Annotated in this window: 15 protein-coding genes; 3 read left to right on the top strand and 12 right to left on the bottom strand. The window is 71.7% G+C overall.

Annotated features, from left to right (window positions below):
• Positions 1–25: 25 nt before the first annotated feature.
• Positions 26–1,720, top strand: coding sequence for a chaplin family protein (locus DC432_RS16645; RefSeq protein ID WP_207770820.1), 1,695 nt, complete (start codon positions 26–28; stop codon positions 1,718–1,720).
• Between the two features lie 261 nt (positions 1,721–1,981).
• Here the strand turns inward: DC432_RS16645 and DC432_RS12480 are convergent, their stop codons facing one another.
• The 10 genes from DC432_RS12480 to rpsF form a co-directional block, all read right to left on the bottom strand.
• On the bottom strand, positions 1,982–2,725 hold the full coding sequence (locus DC432_RS12480) for an amino acid ABC transporter ATP-binding protein (RefSeq protein ID WP_108317649.1): 744 nt from the start codon (positions 2,723–2,725) through the stop codon (positions 1,982–1,984).
• Complete coding sequence (locus tag DC432_RS12475) at positions 2,722–3,588, bottom strand: amino acid ABC transporter permease (protein ID WP_116538163.1); 867 nt, start codon at positions 3,586–3,588, stop codon at positions 2,722–2,724. The genes DC432_RS12480 and DC432_RS12475 overlap by 4 nt, the downstream gene beginning before the upstream one ends.
• Positions 3,589–3,594: 6 nt before the next feature.
• Complete coding sequence (locus tag DC432_RS12470; protein WP_243393123.1) at positions 3,595–4,461, bottom strand: ABC transporter substrate-binding protein; 867 nt, start codon at positions 4,459–4,461, stop codon at positions 3,595–3,597.
• Between the two features lie 125 nt (positions 4,462–4,586).
• Positions 4,587–5,015 carry a cupin domain-containing protein gene (locus DC432_RS12465; protein ID WP_116538161.1) on the bottom strand — a complete coding sequence of 143 codons (429 nt, stop codon included), beginning with the start codon at positions 5,013–5,015 and terminating at the stop codon, positions 4,587–4,589.
• The gene (locus DC432_RS12460) at positions 5,012–6,301 is read right to left on the bottom strand and encodes an amidohydrolase family protein (RefSeq protein WP_116538160.1); all 1,290 of its coding nucleotides are present in this window, start codon (positions 6,299–6,301) and stop codon (positions 5,012–5,014) included. The genes DC432_RS12465 and DC432_RS12460 overlap by 4 nt, the downstream gene beginning before the upstream one ends.
• Positions 6,298–7,674, bottom strand: a complete 1,377-nt coding sequence (locus tag DC432_RS12455; RefSeq protein WP_116538159.1) for an adenosylhomocysteinase — start codon at positions 7,672–7,674, stop codon at positions 6,298–6,300. The genes DC432_RS12460 and DC432_RS12455 overlap by 4 nt, the downstream gene beginning before the upstream one ends.
• A gap of 189 nt (positions 7,675–7,863) precedes the next feature.
• Positions 7,864–8,316: a 50S ribosomal protein L9 gene (gene rplI / locus DC432_RS12450; RefSeq protein ID WP_108318177.1), complete on the bottom strand. Its 453-nt coding sequence runs from the start codon at positions 8,314–8,316 to the stop codon at positions 7,864–7,866.
• 10 nt (positions 8,317–8,326) lie between these two features.
• Complete coding sequence (gene rpsR / locus DC432_RS12445) at positions 8,327–8,581, bottom strand: 30S ribosomal protein S18 (protein WP_013584646.1); 255 nt, start codon at positions 8,579–8,581, stop codon at positions 8,327–8,329.
• A gap of 102 nt (positions 8,582–8,683) precedes the next feature.
• Positions 8,684–9,205 (bottom strand): single-stranded DNA-binding protein, encoded by a 522-nt coding sequence (locus tag DC432_RS12440; protein WP_108318176.1) that lies wholly within the window; start codon positions 9,203–9,205, stop codon positions 8,684–8,686.
• 5 nt (positions 9,206–9,210) lie between these two features.
• The gene (rpsF, locus tag DC432_RS12435; RefSeq protein WP_058622540.1) at positions 9,211–9,603 is read right to left on the bottom strand and encodes a 30S ribosomal protein S6; all 393 of its coding nucleotides are present in this window, start codon (positions 9,601–9,603) and stop codon (positions 9,211–9,213) included.
• Positions 9,604–9,820: 217 nt separating this feature from the next.
• Between rpsF and DC432_RS12430 the strand changes: the two genes are divergently transcribed.
• Positions 9,821–10,987, top strand: coding sequence for a hypothetical protein (locus DC432_RS12430; protein ID WP_243393122.1), 1,167 nt, complete (start codon positions 9,821–9,823; stop codon positions 10,985–10,987).
• Between the two features lie 40 nt (positions 10,988–11,027).
• Entirely contained in the window at positions 11,028–12,137 is a 1,110-nt protein-coding gene (locus DC432_RS12425) for a hypothetical protein (RefSeq protein WP_116538157.1), read from the top strand.
• A gap of 779 nt (positions 12,138–12,916) precedes the next feature.
• Here DC432_RS12425 and DC432_RS12420 read toward each other — a convergent pair.
• Together DC432_RS12420 and DC432_RS12415 are read right to left on the bottom strand one after the other, a co-directional pair.
• A complete protein-coding gene (locus tag DC432_RS12420) occupies positions 12,917–14,608 on the bottom strand; it encodes a dipeptide ABC transporter ATP-binding protein (RefSeq protein ID WP_116538156.1) in 1,692 nt (563 codons plus the stop codon).
• On the bottom strand, positions 14,605–15,458 hold an 854-nt coding region (locus DC432_RS12415; protein WP_133177935.1), incomplete at its 5' end, for an ABC transporter permease. The genes DC432_RS12415 and DC432_RS12420, both read right to left, overlap by 4 nt.

Genomic DNA, 15,458 nt, shown 5'->3' with positions numbered 1-15,458 from the left:
TCATTCATCTACAGGAGAAACTTCCATGCGCAAGATCTACTCGCGCGTCCTCATGGGCGCGCTCGTCGGAGGCGGCTTGGCCGTCCTCGGATGCGGCATCGCAAACGCCGCGGAGACGTCGGGCACCGACGGTCTGCTCTCGGGCGACCAGGGCCTCATCTCGGCCACCGTGCCCGTCACGGTCGGCGGCAACGCCGTCTCGCTGATCGGCGACAGCCACAGCGAAGACGCCACCACCACGGCCCCGGCGTCAGCGCCGGCTCCCTCGGTCACGACCGACGGCAGCGACGGCATCCTCTCGGGAAACCAGGGGCTGGTGTCGGTCGACGTGCCCGTCACGGTCGGCGGCAACGCCGTCTCGGTCATCGGCGACAGCAGCACCTCGGATGCCACCACCACCGGCGGTGGCTCGTCCACCGGCGGCGCGGGTGACGTGTCGACCGACGGCTCCGACAGCATCGGCGGCGGCAACCAGGCCGTCCTGCCGATCAGCGTCCCCGTCACCGTCGGCGGCAACGCCGTGTCGGTCATCGGAGACAGCGAGACGACGGATGCCACCACCACCGGCGGATCCACCGGCTCCGGCAGCGGTGGCGACGTCTCGACCGACGGAAGCGACAGCATCCTCGGCGGCAACCAGGCAGCCCTTCCCGTGCAGGTGCCCGTCACGATCGGCGGCAACGCCGTCTCGGTGATCGGAGACAGCACGTCGAAGGATGCCACCACCACCGGCGGCACCACGGGCTCCGGTGCGGGCGTGGGTGACGTCGAAACCGACGGCACCGACAGCATCGGCGGCGGCAACCAGGTGATCGCACCCATCTCGCTGCCCGTCACGATCGGCGGCAACGCCGTCTCGGGCATCGGCGACAGCGTGTCGGACGGCGCCACCACCACGGGCGGCACCAGCGGCTCGGGTGTCGGCGACATCTCCACCGACGGAAGCGACAGCATCCTCGGCGGCAACCAGGCGGTCCTGCCCATCTCGCTGCCCGTGACCGTCGGCGGCAACGCCGTCTCGGTGATCGGCGACAGCACCTCGAAGGATGCCACCACCACCGGCGGCTCCTCGGGCGGCCTGCTCGGCGGCGGCCTGTTGGGCGGCGTCACCACCGATGGAAGCGACAGCATCCTCGGCGGCAACCAGCTGATCGTCCCGATCGCCCTGCCCATCACCATCGGCGGCAACGCCGTTTCGGTGATCGGCGACAGCACCACCATCGGATCGAACACCGGCACCCCGGGAACCCCGGGTAACCCCGGCACGCCCGGCACCCCGGGAACGCCCGGAACGCCCGGCACCCCCGGAACCCCGGGTACCCCCGGCACGCCCGGAACGCCCGGAACGCCCGGAACGCCCGGCACCCCCGGAACGCCGGGTACCCCGGGTACCCCCGGCACGCCCGGAACCCCCGGAACCCCGGGTACCCCCGGCACGCCCGGAACCCCCGGCACCCCCGGTCAGCCCGGCAACCCCGGCACCCCCGGCCAGCCCGGAACGCCCGGCACCACCGGCACCACGCCCATGACGGGCTCGGCCGCCTCCGTGTCCTCCGTGCGCTACGCCGCGGCGGCCCCGGTCGCCTCGGGCAGCACCGGCAAGGCGCTGGCCGCCACGGGAGCCGACGGTGCGTCGGCCGCCGGCCTCGGCATCGCGGGCCTGCTGGCCCTCGGGCTGGGTGGCGTGCTGCTGATGCGTCGCCGTCGCGCGACCGTCTGATCCGCTGAGACGCCGTGGAGGGGGCGACCCCTCCACGGTCACGCGACACCGGATGCCGGGTATTGGGGGGCATCCGGTGTCGTGGCGTGCCCGGCGACGGAGGCCGTATGCGATCCGTGAGGAACGCGTCGAGCCGCCCGTGAGCCCCGCAGAATCGGACCGTGATCGAATCCGACAGTTACCCGTCCGCCTCCGTCGACGACCAGGACGCGGCGGTGATCCTCGGGTACAACTGAGGACCGGGCGGAGCCCCGGCGAGCGCTACAGCGCCCCGCCGCGGCGCTCTCGCTCGAGGAACGCCACGGTGTCGGGATGCTGCGGGGCGTCGAGGATCTGCGCGGGCGTGCCCTGCTCGACGATCCGGCCGCCCTTCATGAACACGATGCGGTCGGCCACCTCGCGCGCGAACGACATCTCGTGCGTCGCCATGAGCATGGTCGAGCCGCGATCGCGCAGCACCCGCACCAGGTCGAGCACTTCGCCGACCAGCTGCGGATCGAGGGCCGACGTGATCTCGTCGAGCAGCAGCAGCTCGGGGTTCGTCATGACCGCGCGCACGATCGCGACGCGCTGCTGCTGGCCGCCCGACAGACGGTCGGGGAACTCGCGCGCCTTCGCCCCGAGCCCCAACTGTTCGAGCAGCTCGGTACCGCGGGCGTAGGCCTCGGCCTTCGGCATCCCGTGCACTTTGCGCGCGGCGAGCGTGACGTTGTCGATCACGCGCAGGTGGGGGAACAGGTTGAAGTGCTGGAACACGACGCCGATGCGGGCGCGAGCGGCGTCGGGGTCGATCGTCGGGTCGGTGAGGTCGTCTCCGTTGAGCAGGATCTGCCCGTCGTCGACGCGCTCGATCAGGTTGATGGTGCGCAGCAGCGTGGACTTTCCCGATCCCGAGGCGCCGATGAGCACGACCACCTCGTGTTGGGCGAGCTCGAGGTCGATGCCGTCGAGCACCACGTGATCGCCGAACGCCTTGCGGACGCTGCGGACGTCGAGCACGGTCATACGGTTCCGCCCATCTGCTCGCGCTTCGCCAACCTGGCCGAGACGTAATCGGTCAGGCGGATCATCGGCAACGCCATCGCCACGAACAGCAGGGCTGCCACGATGTACGGCGTGAAGTTGTAGTACTCGGCCGCGGCGATCTGGGCGGCACGCACGGCATCCACCGCTCCGAGGACCGAGATCAGGCCGACGTCCTTCTGCAGCGACACGAAGTCGTTCATGAGCGCGGGCACGACCTTGCGCACGCCCTGCGGGATCACGACGATCCGCAGGGTCTGCGCGTGGCTCAGCCCGAGCGAGCGGGCGGCGACGCGCTGCGAGGGGTGGACGGCCTCCATGCCGGCGCGCAGCACCTCGGCGATGTACGCCGAGTACGTCAGCACGATCGCGATCGTCCCCCACAGCACCACGGGCACGCGCCCGAAGACCCCGAGCGCCGGAAGACCGAAGCCCACCAGGTACAGCACGATCAGCAGCGGGATGCCACGGAACAGGTCGGTGTAAATCGTCGCGAGCGCCCGCAGCGGAAAGAACACGGGCCCCCGCAGCGAGCGCAGCACCGCGAGCGTCGTGCCGAGGATCGCGACCGCGATCGCCGCGACGAACAGCACCTGGATGTTGACCCACAGCCCCGCGAGGATCGACGGAAAGCTCGCGAGCGCGATCTCGGGGTCGAAGAACGCGCGACGCACGTCCTCCCACCCGGGGCTCGACAGGATCGCCCAGCCGACCACGACGACGAACACGATCGAGCTGACCAGCGCGATCAGCACCGACTTGGTCGACTGCTGACGCCGTGTGGCGCGACGACCGAGCTCGAGCTCGCTCGGGCGCCACACGGCCTCGGAGGGGGTGGATGCCACGGGGTGTTACTTCAGCAGGGGCGCGGCGTCGGTGCCCCCGAGCCACTTCTGCTGAAGCTCATCGAGCGTGCCGTCCTCGCGCAGTGCGTCGACCGCCTCGGTGACCGGCGTGGTCAGCGCCGAGCCCTTGGGCAGGACGAACGCGAGCTCGTCACCACCGGCCGAGGAGTCGGGCAGCTGACCGACGACCTTGCCGTCGTCGAGCACGGCACCGGCGAGGTAGAACGCGGTGGGCAGGTCGACCACGATCGCGTCCACCTGACCGGCCTGCAGGGCGGCGACGGCGTCGTCGTTGGAGTTGAAGACGCTGAGGTTGCCGGTGCCGAGCTGGTCGGCGGCGACCTGGTAGCTGGTGGTCGCGCTCATGACGCCCACGGGGATGTTCTTGAGCTCGGCGACCGTGGTGGCCGAGGCGGCGGGCGACGACCCGGTCGAAACGATCGCCTGCGTGGTCGTGTAGTACGGCGACGAGAAGTCGACGGCCTGCTTGCGCTGCTCGGTGATCGAGAACTGCTGCAGGTTGAGGTCCCAGTCCTTGGCGCCGGGGGCGATCGCACTGTCGAAGGTGGAGCGCACCCACACGACGTCGTCCTTCGAGAAGCCGAGCTTGGTCGCGACGGCGTCGGCGACCGCGGCCTCGAAGCCCTCGCCCGAGGCGGGGTCGTCGTTCTCGACCCACGGCGAGAACGCGGGCTCGCCCGTGGCGATGGTGAGCTTGCCGGCCGTGACGGTCTGCAGAGCGCCCTCGGAGGCGGGTGCGGCGCCGGCGTCGGAACCGGACGGGGCGAAGGCGCAGGCGGTCAGCGACACGACGGTGGCGGCGGCCACGGCGGTCAGGGCGGCGGCGCGGCGCAGGCGTGCGAAAGCGGTCACGATGTCTCCTCGTGGACGTATCGGGGTCATCCCCGGAGTGCTGTGATGTGCACAGCGTACCGGCGGCATGTTTCGGGGGCGGTCGCCGACGAAACCTGGCGACACGCGCGGAGCGCCCGTGACCTTCAGTCGGCCAGGCGCCAGTCGTCGAAGCTGAAGCCCGGCGACACCAGGCAGCTCACCACGACCTCGGCGTCGCCGGCGGGTCGCGCCGCCTGCCAGACGCCCGCCGGCACGGTGTGCTGCAGCACGTGCCCGGCCGACAGGTCGGGACCGAGCGTGACGGTCCGCGCCTCGCCCGGGGCGTCGCCGTCCCCGCCCAGCGACAGTTCGAGCGCGCCGGGACCGTGCCACAGCCACACCTCGTCGCTGGTGACGACGTGCCACGCGCTTCGCTCGTCGGGCGTGAGCAGGTAGTGGATGCAGGTGGCCGCGGGGCGCGCCCCCGCGGGCGTCTCGACCGCGTACGACCCCGTCCACATGCGACGGAACCACCCGCCCTCGGGGTGCGGTTCGAGGTCGAGCAGCCGGGCGGTCTCGGGGCGGTCGGTCATGCGCGCACTCCTGTCTCACGGGTGAAAGCGGGCGAGGCGAAGCGCGCCTCGCCGTCGATGAACGTCGCGGCCGCGGTCCCCGCCCCGGCCACCACGAGGTGTTCGATCGTGGCATCCACGTCGGACACCGGGATGTCGAAGAACGCCAGATCCGCCACGGCGCCCACCGCCAGATACCCCGTGCGGGCGGGGCCGGTGTCGAGACCCATCGCGTGCGCGCCGCCGAGCGTCGCCGCGCGCAGCAGCAGCTCGGACAGGTCGCGGTTGACGTATCCCTGCGCCCGCGCGAGACGGTGCAGTTCGGCGACGTCGGCGAGCAGGTCGAGAGAGGGACTGGATGCCAAGGAGTCGGTGCCCACGGCGAGCGCGTTGCCCTCGACGAGGTAGGCCGCGACCGGCGGCTCGTCCAGTCCGATCACCGCGTTCGAGCGGGGGCACAGCGCGACGGTGGTGCCGCGGGCGCGCAGGATCGCCCGGTCGCGCGCCGTCATGTACACGCCGTGCGCGATGTGGCAGTCCGGCCCGAGCACGCCCAGCTCGTCGACGAACTCGGTCGCCCCGGTGCCGAACCCCTCGTCGCGGAGGGCGCGGAAGCTCGCGGGCCGCTGCTTCTGCCACGGCACCGCCTCGCCGTGCTCGCGCTCGAAGGCCGCCTCGCCCAGGTGCAGGTGCAGGCGACTGCCCCGCTCGCGCACGATGTCGGGGATCTCGAGCAGCGGCTCGACGTCGAGCGAGTAGGGCGCGTGCGGCGACAGGCCGGTCCCCGGCGGAGACGGCAGCGCGTCGAGCCGGGCCTCGACCTCGGCGCGACCCCGCTCGGCCCAGGCGGCGTTGGTCCAGCTCATCACCTCCCAGTACGTGATGCCGTGCAGTCGTGCGTCGTGCAGCGCCGAGGCGGCCTCGACGTCGGTGACGATGTCGGCGACGGCGGTCGTGCCGGCGGCGATCATGCGGTCGGCGCCGATGGCGGCATCCCGAGCCCAGTCGTGACCCGCGCGGTAGACGGGGGTGAACGCGTCGTCCCAGTCGTCGAAGCCCGCGTACGACCCGCGACCCACCTCGGCCATGCCGGTGTACTGCAGGTGCGAATGCGCGTTGACCAGGCCCGGGGTGAGCACGCCCGGCCAGTGCACCTCGTCGAAGGCGATGCCCCGCGCCCGCAGCTCGTGTACCACCCACTCGCGGTCACCGACGTGCCGGATGCGTCCCGCCGCCACCGCGATCGCTCCGCCCGGGATGGGCGGAGCCGTGATCGGAAGAACCAGGGATGCCGAATACACCCTCATCGCGCGCCCCCGGCGTAGCGAGGCGACCGCCAGTCGTCGAGGCCCTCGGGGTCGAGGGGCCGTGGCGGGTCGATCTCGGCCCCGCGCACGCGGAGCGCCTCGCGGGCGACCAGTTCGTCGACCTCGGGGCCCAGCGCGTGCACGCCCGGCGCCGGTCGGCGGCGCACCAGCTCGCCGAGGGCCGCGAGCTGGACGGCGAACGACAGGTCCATGATCTCGATCGGGTTGCCCTCGGCGGCGGTGATGTTGACGGCTCCTCCCCCGCCCAGCACGAGCGCGCCGTTCTCGGCCCCCGTCTCGATTTCGCCGGGCACTCCCCCGGCGACCGCGACGATCCGCGCTGTCGCCGCGATGTCGGCTGTCACCGTGGCGGGCACCCCGGTCGCCGAGACGACCAGCGCCCCGGCCGCGAGCTCGCGCGCCGGGCCTGTGCAGAAGCCGTCGTGCCGGGCCTCGAGCGCCCGCACGGGGTCGGTCTCGGCGACCCGCACCTCGGCGCCGAGCGCGCGCAGGTGGGCCGCGACGCCCTGTCCGACGGGGCCGTATCCCAGCACCAGCGCGGGCTGGTCGGTGAGCGCGATCCCCCGCTCCTCGAGCAGGTCGGCGATCGCGAACACGCACGACTGGCCCGTGCCGTAGCGGTTGTCGAACATCGTCTTGGTGCGCGCGTCGTTGACCGCCATCACCGCGGTGCGCAGGATGCCGGCATCCTGCATCCGCCGAAGTGGGGTGAGGCCGCTCGTGGTCTCTTCGCACGCCCCGATCCAGCCCTCGACGAGCCCGGGGTCGTCATCGTGGGCGAGGCGGATGAGATGCGCGCCGTCGTCGAGCAGCACGTCGAGGCCCGCGCGCAGGAAGGCGCGGGCAGCCGTGAGCTCCTCGGCGCCGCTCAGCGAGGGATCGGCCGTGACCGCGAAGCCCTCGGCCCGCAGCGCCTCCGCAACCGCGGGGTCGGTCTCGTCGGGGTGCGCGTACACCGACACCTCGGCCCCCCGCTCGCGCAGCAGCAGCGACAGCACGGCGGTCTTGGGCTCGAGCACCATCGCCACCCCCACGCGCAGGCCGGTCAGGTCCAGGCGCGCGGCCAACGCGGTCGACACGGGCATGTGCGCGCGGGCGAAGGCGATGCGGCCGGCGGCGTCACCCCGCTCGGGCAGCGGTTCACCGTCGAGGGCGATGGTGTCGGCATCCAGGTCGAATTCCACCCGCCCGGGGGTCGATTCGGGACTCGGGATGCCACCCAGCCGCACGAGCAGATCGTGCAGGCCCGACGCGTCGACGCCCCGCACGGCGAAGGGGCGGCCGGCGAGCATGAGGTTGGACGTGCGCGCGAAGCGCCGGACGATGCGCTCGGGTGCGCGAGGGTCGGTCACGGGGTTCAGCCTAGGGTCGCGGCCACCCGCGCTCGGTCCACGGGTTCGGGGCGCGTTCCTCCGGTTGGGGCGGGCATTCCGCGCCCCGAACGAAAGAATGCGCCCCAAACCGGGAAGAACCCCCGCGAAACGCGGAACGGCCCCGCCCTGCCGAAGCAGGAACGGGGCCGTTCTCGAGAGTGCAGCGAATTACTTCGCGGCGACCACCTGAAGGGTGATCACGGCGGTGACGTCGTCACGCAGGCGAACCGTCGCCTCGTGCTGACCGACCGACTTGATCGCCGAGGTGATCTGGACCTTGCGCTTGTCGAGCTCGCCCAGACCGGCGGCCTTGACGGCGTCGGCGACATCGGCGGGCTTGACCGAACCGAAGAGGCGACCCTCGTTGCCGGCCTTGACGGCGAGCTTGACGGTGGTCGACTCGAGCGAGTTCTTCAGGGCCACGGCATCTTCGTGGTCGTGGATCGCGCGGGACTCGCGAGCGGCGCGGATCGACGCGACCTGCTTCTCGCCACCACGGCTCCAGGCCACGGCGAAGCCCTGCGGGATGAGGTAGTTACGGGCGTACCCGTTCTTGACCTCGACAACATCACCGGCGCTACCGAGCCCGGTGACCTCATTCGTGAGAATCAGCTTTGCCATCGGGTGCTCCTTAGCGGCCGGCGCCGGCGTAGGGCAGGAGAGCCATCTCGCGCGCGTTCTTGATGGCGCGGGCGATCAGGCGCTGCTCCTGCACGGAGACACCGGTGATACGACGGGCGCGGATCTTGCCGCGCTCCGAGATGAACTTGCGGAGGGTTGCGACGTCCTTGTAGTCGATGACGCCGACGCGGATCGCCTTCGCGGGGGCGGCGTTCTTCGCGCCCTTCCGCGGCTTGCGGCGGTCGCCAGTGGCCTTTCCAGCCATGCTTCCTTCTTTCGTGTGGTTCGGATGCCGGGCCGGTCACGCGGACCGGGGTGTGGCATCCGGAATTTCAGGGGGTCGTCTCGCTCGAGAGCGAAGCGAAGATCAGAACGGGGTGTCGTCGCCGTAGGAACCGGGCGTGCTCCACGCGTCGGCGCCGCTGTTTCCACCGCCGCCGTTGTTCGACCCGGGGGTCGACCACGGCTCGTCGTTTGACTGCTGCACCTGCGCGCGCTGGCCGCCTCCGCCACCCCCGCCGCCACCGGCGGCGCGGGTGACCTGAGCGGTCGCGTAGCGGAGCGAGGGACCGATCTCATCGACTTCGAGTTCGATGGAGGTGCGGTTGTTGCCCTCGCGGTCCTGGTAGGAACGCTGCTTCAGACGCCCGGTCGCGATGACGCGGGAGCCCTTGGTCAGCGAGCCGGCGACGTGTTCGGCGAATTCGCGCCACACCGAGGCGCGCAGGAAGAGCGCCTCGCCGTCCTTCCACTCGTTCGCCTGACGGTCGAACGTGCGGGGGGTCGACGCGATGGTGAAGTTCGCGACCGGAAGACCGTTCTGCGTGTAACGCAGCTCGGGGTCGGCCGTGAGGTTGCCCACAACGGTGATGACGGTTTCGCCGGCCATCGTCGTTACTTCGCAGCCTTCTCGGCGGACTCGACCTTGCGAGGAGCGGCGGCCTTGCGGGCGGCCTTCTCTTCGGAGCGCTTGGCCTCGGCGGCGACCTGGGCGATCGCTTCTTCGGCGCGCAGGACCTTGGTGCGCATGATCTGCTCGTTCAGCTTCAGCTGACGGTCGAGCTCGTTCGTGGCCTCGCTGGTCGCGACGAAGTTGACGACGGCGTAGATGCCCTCGTTCTTCTTGCGGATCTCGTAGGCCAGACGGCGGCGGCCCCAGATGTCGATCTTGTCGATGGTTCCTCCATCGGCCGTGATGACCTTGAGGAATCCGTCGAGCTTCGGAGCGACCTGGCGCTCGTCGACCTCGGGATCGAAGATGACCATGAGTTCGTACTGGTGCGTCACTAACCCACCTCCTTCGGACTAGAACGGCTGACGGGCATTTCCCGGCAGCAGGAGGGTGTGTTGCACGTCGTCGCGGGCTCACACGCGCATGGGCGTCGCCGGACAACCTTCATAGTCTAACGGATGCCGCGCCCCCGCGCCGCGCCCGGGCGTACAGCTTCGACGAGGGGGCGTCCACGCTCGGTAGCGTGGGGGCACGACGACGGCGGGGGGCCGGGTGGCAGGCATTCGAGCATTCGACGCGCGGGCGCTGACGATGCCCGACGATCCGGCGGCGGCGCGCGCGTTCACCGAGCGGTTGCGCGCCGAGGGACACCTGCCCCGGACGAACGCCGTGGCGCTCGTGGCGTTCATCCTCGCGTTCGTCATGCTGGGCGGGGTCGCGGCCGTGATCATCGCGCTGCTGATGGTGTTCGCCGTGGCCCTGGGTCCGGGAGCGATCATCCTCGGCATCCTGTTCCTCGTTCCGCTGCTGCTCGCAGCGGGAGCCCTGGTCGCGGCGGTCGTGTTCTCGCGGCGCGCGCAGCGGGCGCACGAGGCGCGGCGGTGGCGACTGGCCGGGTTCGCCCGCGACGTCGGCATGGAGTTCGTGCCGGCCGTGCCGAGTCCGCCGCTGCCGGGCGTGATCTTCGCGATCGGCGGGGATCGCCAGGCGAGCGACGTGCTGCGCGGACGCGAGCCGCGCTTCGTCGAGGTCGGCAACCACAGCTACACGGTCAGCAACGCCAAGAACACCTCGACCGTGCGGTGGGGCTACATCGCGATCCGACTGGCCGTGCCCCTCCCCCACATCGTGCTGGATGCCACCGCCAACGACGGCCTGTTCGGCTCCAACCTTCCCGCGTCGTGGGGCCGCGCGCAGCGGCTCAGCCTCGAGGGCGACTTCGACCGGCACTTCCGGCTGTTCTGCCCGCAGGGGTACGAGCGCGACGCCCTGCACCTGTTCACCCCCGACGTGATGGCGCGCCTCATCGACACCGCGGCCGTGCTCGACGCCGAGATCGTGGACGACTGGTTGCTGCTGTACTCCGGGGAGGAGCTGTCGACGGTCGACCCGGCGCGCTGGGCGTGGGTGTTCTCGGTGATCTCGACGCTGCTCGACAAGCTCGCCCAGTGGGAGCGCTGGCGCGACGATCGCCTCGCCGAGCCCCCGGCATCCCCCGCCCTCGCGAGCACCCCCTCGCGGCCGGTCACGGGCACGGGCTCCCCCAGCGTCGCGGCCCCGCTCGTGTGGGAACGTCCTCCGGTCGGCGTCGCTCCCCCGGGCCGTCGGCTGCGGGGCGCGAACCCCTGGATCGTCGTGGGCATCGTCCTGGGGGCGGTGGGGCTCGGCGGGCTCCTCGTCACCTTCGGCCCCCTGTTCCTGTTCCTGTTCACGCGATGACCAACGCGTCGCACGCCACCACCGACCCGGGAGGACCGCGATGAGTTCGCCGCTCGACACCGCCCCGCTGACCGATCCCGTCGACCGCGCCGAAGTGCGGGCGTTCAGCGCCGAGTTGCGCCGTCAGGGGGTTCTGCGCGGTCGGGTCGTGCCTTTCATCCTCTTCGGCCTCGGCGCGACCCTCTTCGTCTTCGTCTTCGGCTCCGTGCTCGTCTCGCTCATCGCCACCCTCGTCGACGGGGGTTCGGGCAGTGGACTGCTGCTGATCCCCCTGCTCGTCGTCGGGGCGGTCGTGGCGTGGGGCCTCTCCCGCGCGTTCGCGCACGCCGCCGCCCGCCGCTACCGCCTGGACCGCTTCGCCCGCGCGAACGGGATGACGTGGCATCCGGGATTCGCGGACCCGTCGTTGCCCGGCATGATCTTCGACCTCGGGCACGACCGCGAGAGCCGCGACCTCGTCCGGCGGCGGGCACCCCGCTTCGTCGAGGTGGGCAACTACAGCTATCAGACCGGCTCGGGCAAGAACGAGACGACGCACAAGTGGGGCTACGTCGCGCTGCGCCTCGACACCCCCTTGCCGCATATCGTCCTGGATGCCGTCGGCAACAACGGCCTGTTCGGCGCGAGCAACCTGCCGGTCAGCTTCGGACGCGGCCAGCGGCTGAGCCTCGAGGGCGACTTCGACCGCCACTTCGCGCTCTACTGCCCCGAGGGATACGAGCGCGACGCCCTGTACCTGTTCACCCCCGACGTGATGGCCCGCTTCGTCGACAACGCCGCCGCCCTCGACGTCGAGATCGTCGACGACTGGCTCTTCCTCTACGCCAAGCGGGACCTCTCGACGCTCGACGCGGCGACGTGGCAGTGGCTCTTCGCGACGCTAGCCGCCCTCGACGACAAGCTCGCCCAGTGGGCGCGCTGGCGCGACGAGCGACTGGCCGCGAGCGCGCCGGCCGTGGCGGCGCCGGGCGGGGGCGCGGCGGGCGGGGGCGCGGCGGGCGGGATCCCCCTGCTCACTCCCCCACCGGCCGGGGTCGCCCGTCCGGGGCGGCGGCTGCGCCGCGGCTTCTCGTGGATCACCGGGGTGTTCGTCGTGCTCGGCGTCGGGTGGTGGCTGCTGACGGTGCTCGCGGACGTGTTCGTGCGCTGACGCGCGCGCTGGGCGGACGTGTTCGTGCGCCGGCACGCGGGCCTGGCGGGCGTGCTCGTGCGCCGGCACGCAGGCCTGGCGGACGTGTCCGTGCGCCGGCACGCGGGCCTGGCGGACGTGTTCGTGAGCCGATCGGCGGCTGGGGGCTGCCGGCCGGCCCATCCGCGCGCGTTCCTCGGAGAAAAGCGCCGATGTCGGAGAAAAGCCGCTGATTCGTCCGAGATTCGTGCAGTTCTCCGAGAAGGGGGATGCCGGCGGGCAGGTCCCGCCGGGGACGAGCCCGCTGTGGTGCTGAGCATGAGTCGCGTGGGAAGCGCGCGGGCCGGTGCGGGACACGCGCGTTCCTCGGAGACGTGCGCCGATCTCGGAGAAAAGCCGCCGATTTGTCCGAGAATCGTGCAGTTCTCCGAGAAACGGGGATGCCGGCGGGCAGGTTCCGCCGGGGATGAGCCCGCTGTGGTGCTGAGCATGAGTCGCGGGGGAAGCGCGCGGGCCGGTGCGAGACACGCGCGTTCCTCGGAGACGTGCGCCGATCTCGGAGAAAAGCCGCCGATTCGTCCGAGAAGCGCGCGATTCTCCGAGAAACGTGCGCTATTCGAGAGCAGGGGCGCTCCGCCTGCGGGGCGCCCGTGGACTCAGGCCGTGCCGGGCGGATGTGTCCGTGCGCCGACCGGCGTGCCGGGCCCCGGAGAAACCGGCTCCGCCGGCCGAGAGGACGCCTCGAAAGCCGCCCAACAAGAGGAACCTCCGGAGCGCGGCACGCGCGTCAGGCACGCGCGTCAGGCGCCGCGCGTTGCGCGCCAGAGCTCGCGGCGCGACTCCTGCGCCACGGGGTCGGGCACCGGCAGCGACGCCAGCAGGCGGCGCGTGTAGTCGTCGCGCGGCTCGGTCAGCACCTGAACGGTCGTGCCCTGCTCGCGGATCACGCCCTGACGCAGCACGACGACGCGGTCGGCGACCTCGTCGACGACGGCGAGGTCGTGGCTGATGAACAGGCACGCGAAGCCGAACTCGGCCTGCAACTGCGCGAACAGCTGCAGCACGCGCGCCTGCACCGACACGTCGAGCGCCGAGGTGGGCTCGTCGGCGATCAGCAGCTTGGGGTCGAGCGCGAGCGCCCGGGCGAGCGAGGCGCGCTGACGCTGACCGCCCGACAGCTCGTGCGGGTAGCGGTCGCCGAAGGCCTGCGGCAGCTGCACCGCGTCGAGCAGCTCGTTCACGCGCTGCCGCGCCGCGCGGGCGCCCGAGGCGCGCTTATGCACGACGAGCGGTTCGGCGATGCACTCGGCGATCGTCAGCAGCGGGTTGAAGCTCGTCGCCGGGTCCTGGAAGACGAAGCCGATGTCGGGCCGGGTCTTCGCGAGCTGGCGCGGCTTGGCGCCGTTCATCTCGGTGCCCAGCACCTTGAGCGAACCCCCGACCACGGAGGTCAGGCCGACCATCGCGCGGCCGATCGTGGTCTTGCCCGATCCGGACTCGCCGACCAGACCCAGCACCTCGCCGGGTCCGATCCAGAAGTCCACGCCCTTCACGGCGACGACCCCGGCCGAACCGAAGCGGCCCGGGTACCCGATCTCGACCTTCTCGGCGACGACCAGGCTGCCCGCGGGCGGCGAGGTGGGCGCGGGGGTGTCGAGCGACTGGTGCGCGCTCTTGCCGCGACCCACGTGGGGCACGGCCGCGAGCAGATCGCGCGTGTACTCCTGCTGCGGAGCCGCGAACAGCTCCCGCACGGGAGCCTGCTCGACGATGTCGCCGCGGTACATCACGATCACGCGGTCGGCGAGGTCGGCGACGACGCCCATGTTGTGGGTGATGAGCACGATCGTCGCGCCGAACTCGTCGCGGCAGGTGCGCAGCAGGTCGAGGATCTCGGCCTGCACGGTCACGTCGAGCGCGGTGGTGGGCTCGTCGGCGATGATCAGGCCGGCATCCAGCACCAGGGCCATCGCGATCACGACGCGCTGCTTCTGACCGCCCGAGAACTGGTGCGGGTAGTCGTCGACGCGCTTCTCGGGATTGGGGATGCCGACACGGCGCAGGATGTCGACCGCCTTGGCTTTGGCCTCGGCCTTCGAGAGCTTCTCGTGCGCCCGCAGGCCCTCGGCGATCTGCCACCCCACCGTGTAGACGGGGTTGAGCGCCGTCGACGGTTCCTGGAACACCATGGCCGCGTCACGCCCGCGCATCTCGCGCAGCTGCGCGCCGGTGGCGTGGACGATGTCGGTCTCGCCGCCGTCGCGGCCGCGCACGATGACCGCACCCGACAGCGTCGCCGTCTCGGGCAGCAGCCCCAGGAGCGTGTTCGCCGTCACGGTCTTGCCCGAGCCCGACTCTCCGACGATGGCGAGCACCTCGCCGGCGCGGGCCTCGAGCGAGATCCCGTTGATCGCCGCGACGGGCGCGCCGTCGGTGGCGAAGGTGACGCGCAGGTCGTCGATGCGGGCGACGGATGCGGCGGTGCCGGTCATGAGGGGCTCCCGTCGGAAGAGGTGGATGCCGGCGGCCCGGCGGGGGCGGCCGTGGCCGACGCCTCGGCGGGGGACGTCGAGGGGTCGACCGCCGTGACCGGCGCGGGCGCGCGGCCGGCCCGGCGCCGCGTGCGCAGACGCGGGTCGCTGAGGTCGTTCAGGCTCTCACCGACGAGGGTGATGCCCAGCACCGCCAGCACGATCGCGATGCCCGGCGGGATCGCCGTCCACCAGATACCGCTGGTGACGTCGCTGACGGAGCGGTTGAGGTCGTACCCCCACTCGGCGGCGGCGGTGGCCTCGATGCCGAAGCCGAGGAAGCCGAGGCCCGCGAGGGTCAGCAGCGCCTCGGAGGCGTTCAGCGTCACGACCACCGGCAGCGAGCGCGTGGAGTTGCGCAGCACGTGACGCAGCAGGATGCGTGCGGTCGGCACGCCGATCACGCGGGCCGATTCGACGAACGGCTCGGCCTTGACCCGCACCACCTCGGCGCGGATGACGCGGAAGTACTGCGGCACGAACACGACGGTGATCGAGATGGCGGTGGCCAGGATGCCGCCCCACAGGGTCGATTGCCCGCGCGTGATCGCGATCGACATGACGATCGCCAGCAGCAGCGACGGGAAGGCGTAGATCGCGTCGCACAGCACCACGAGCATGCGGTCGAGCCAGCCGCCGAAGTACCCGCCGACCAGTCCGAGGAAGATGCCGAGGAAGATCGAGAACGCGATCGCGCACACGATCACCAGCAGCGCGGTCTGGGCGCCCCAGATGATGCGCGACAGCACGTCGTACCCGCCGACGGTCGTACCCAGCAGGKTGAGGCCGSCGGGGGCCKCAACCTGCTGGG

Origin of the sequence: Microbacterium testaceum (assembly GCF_003075375.1) — a bacterium.
GTDB lineage: Bacteria > Actinomycetota > Actinomycetes > Actinomycetales > Microbacteriaceae > Microbacterium > Microbacterium testaceum_E.
The sequence above is the reverse complement of the archived record's forward strand: the minus strand, read 5'-3'. Positions and strand labels throughout refer to the sequence as shown.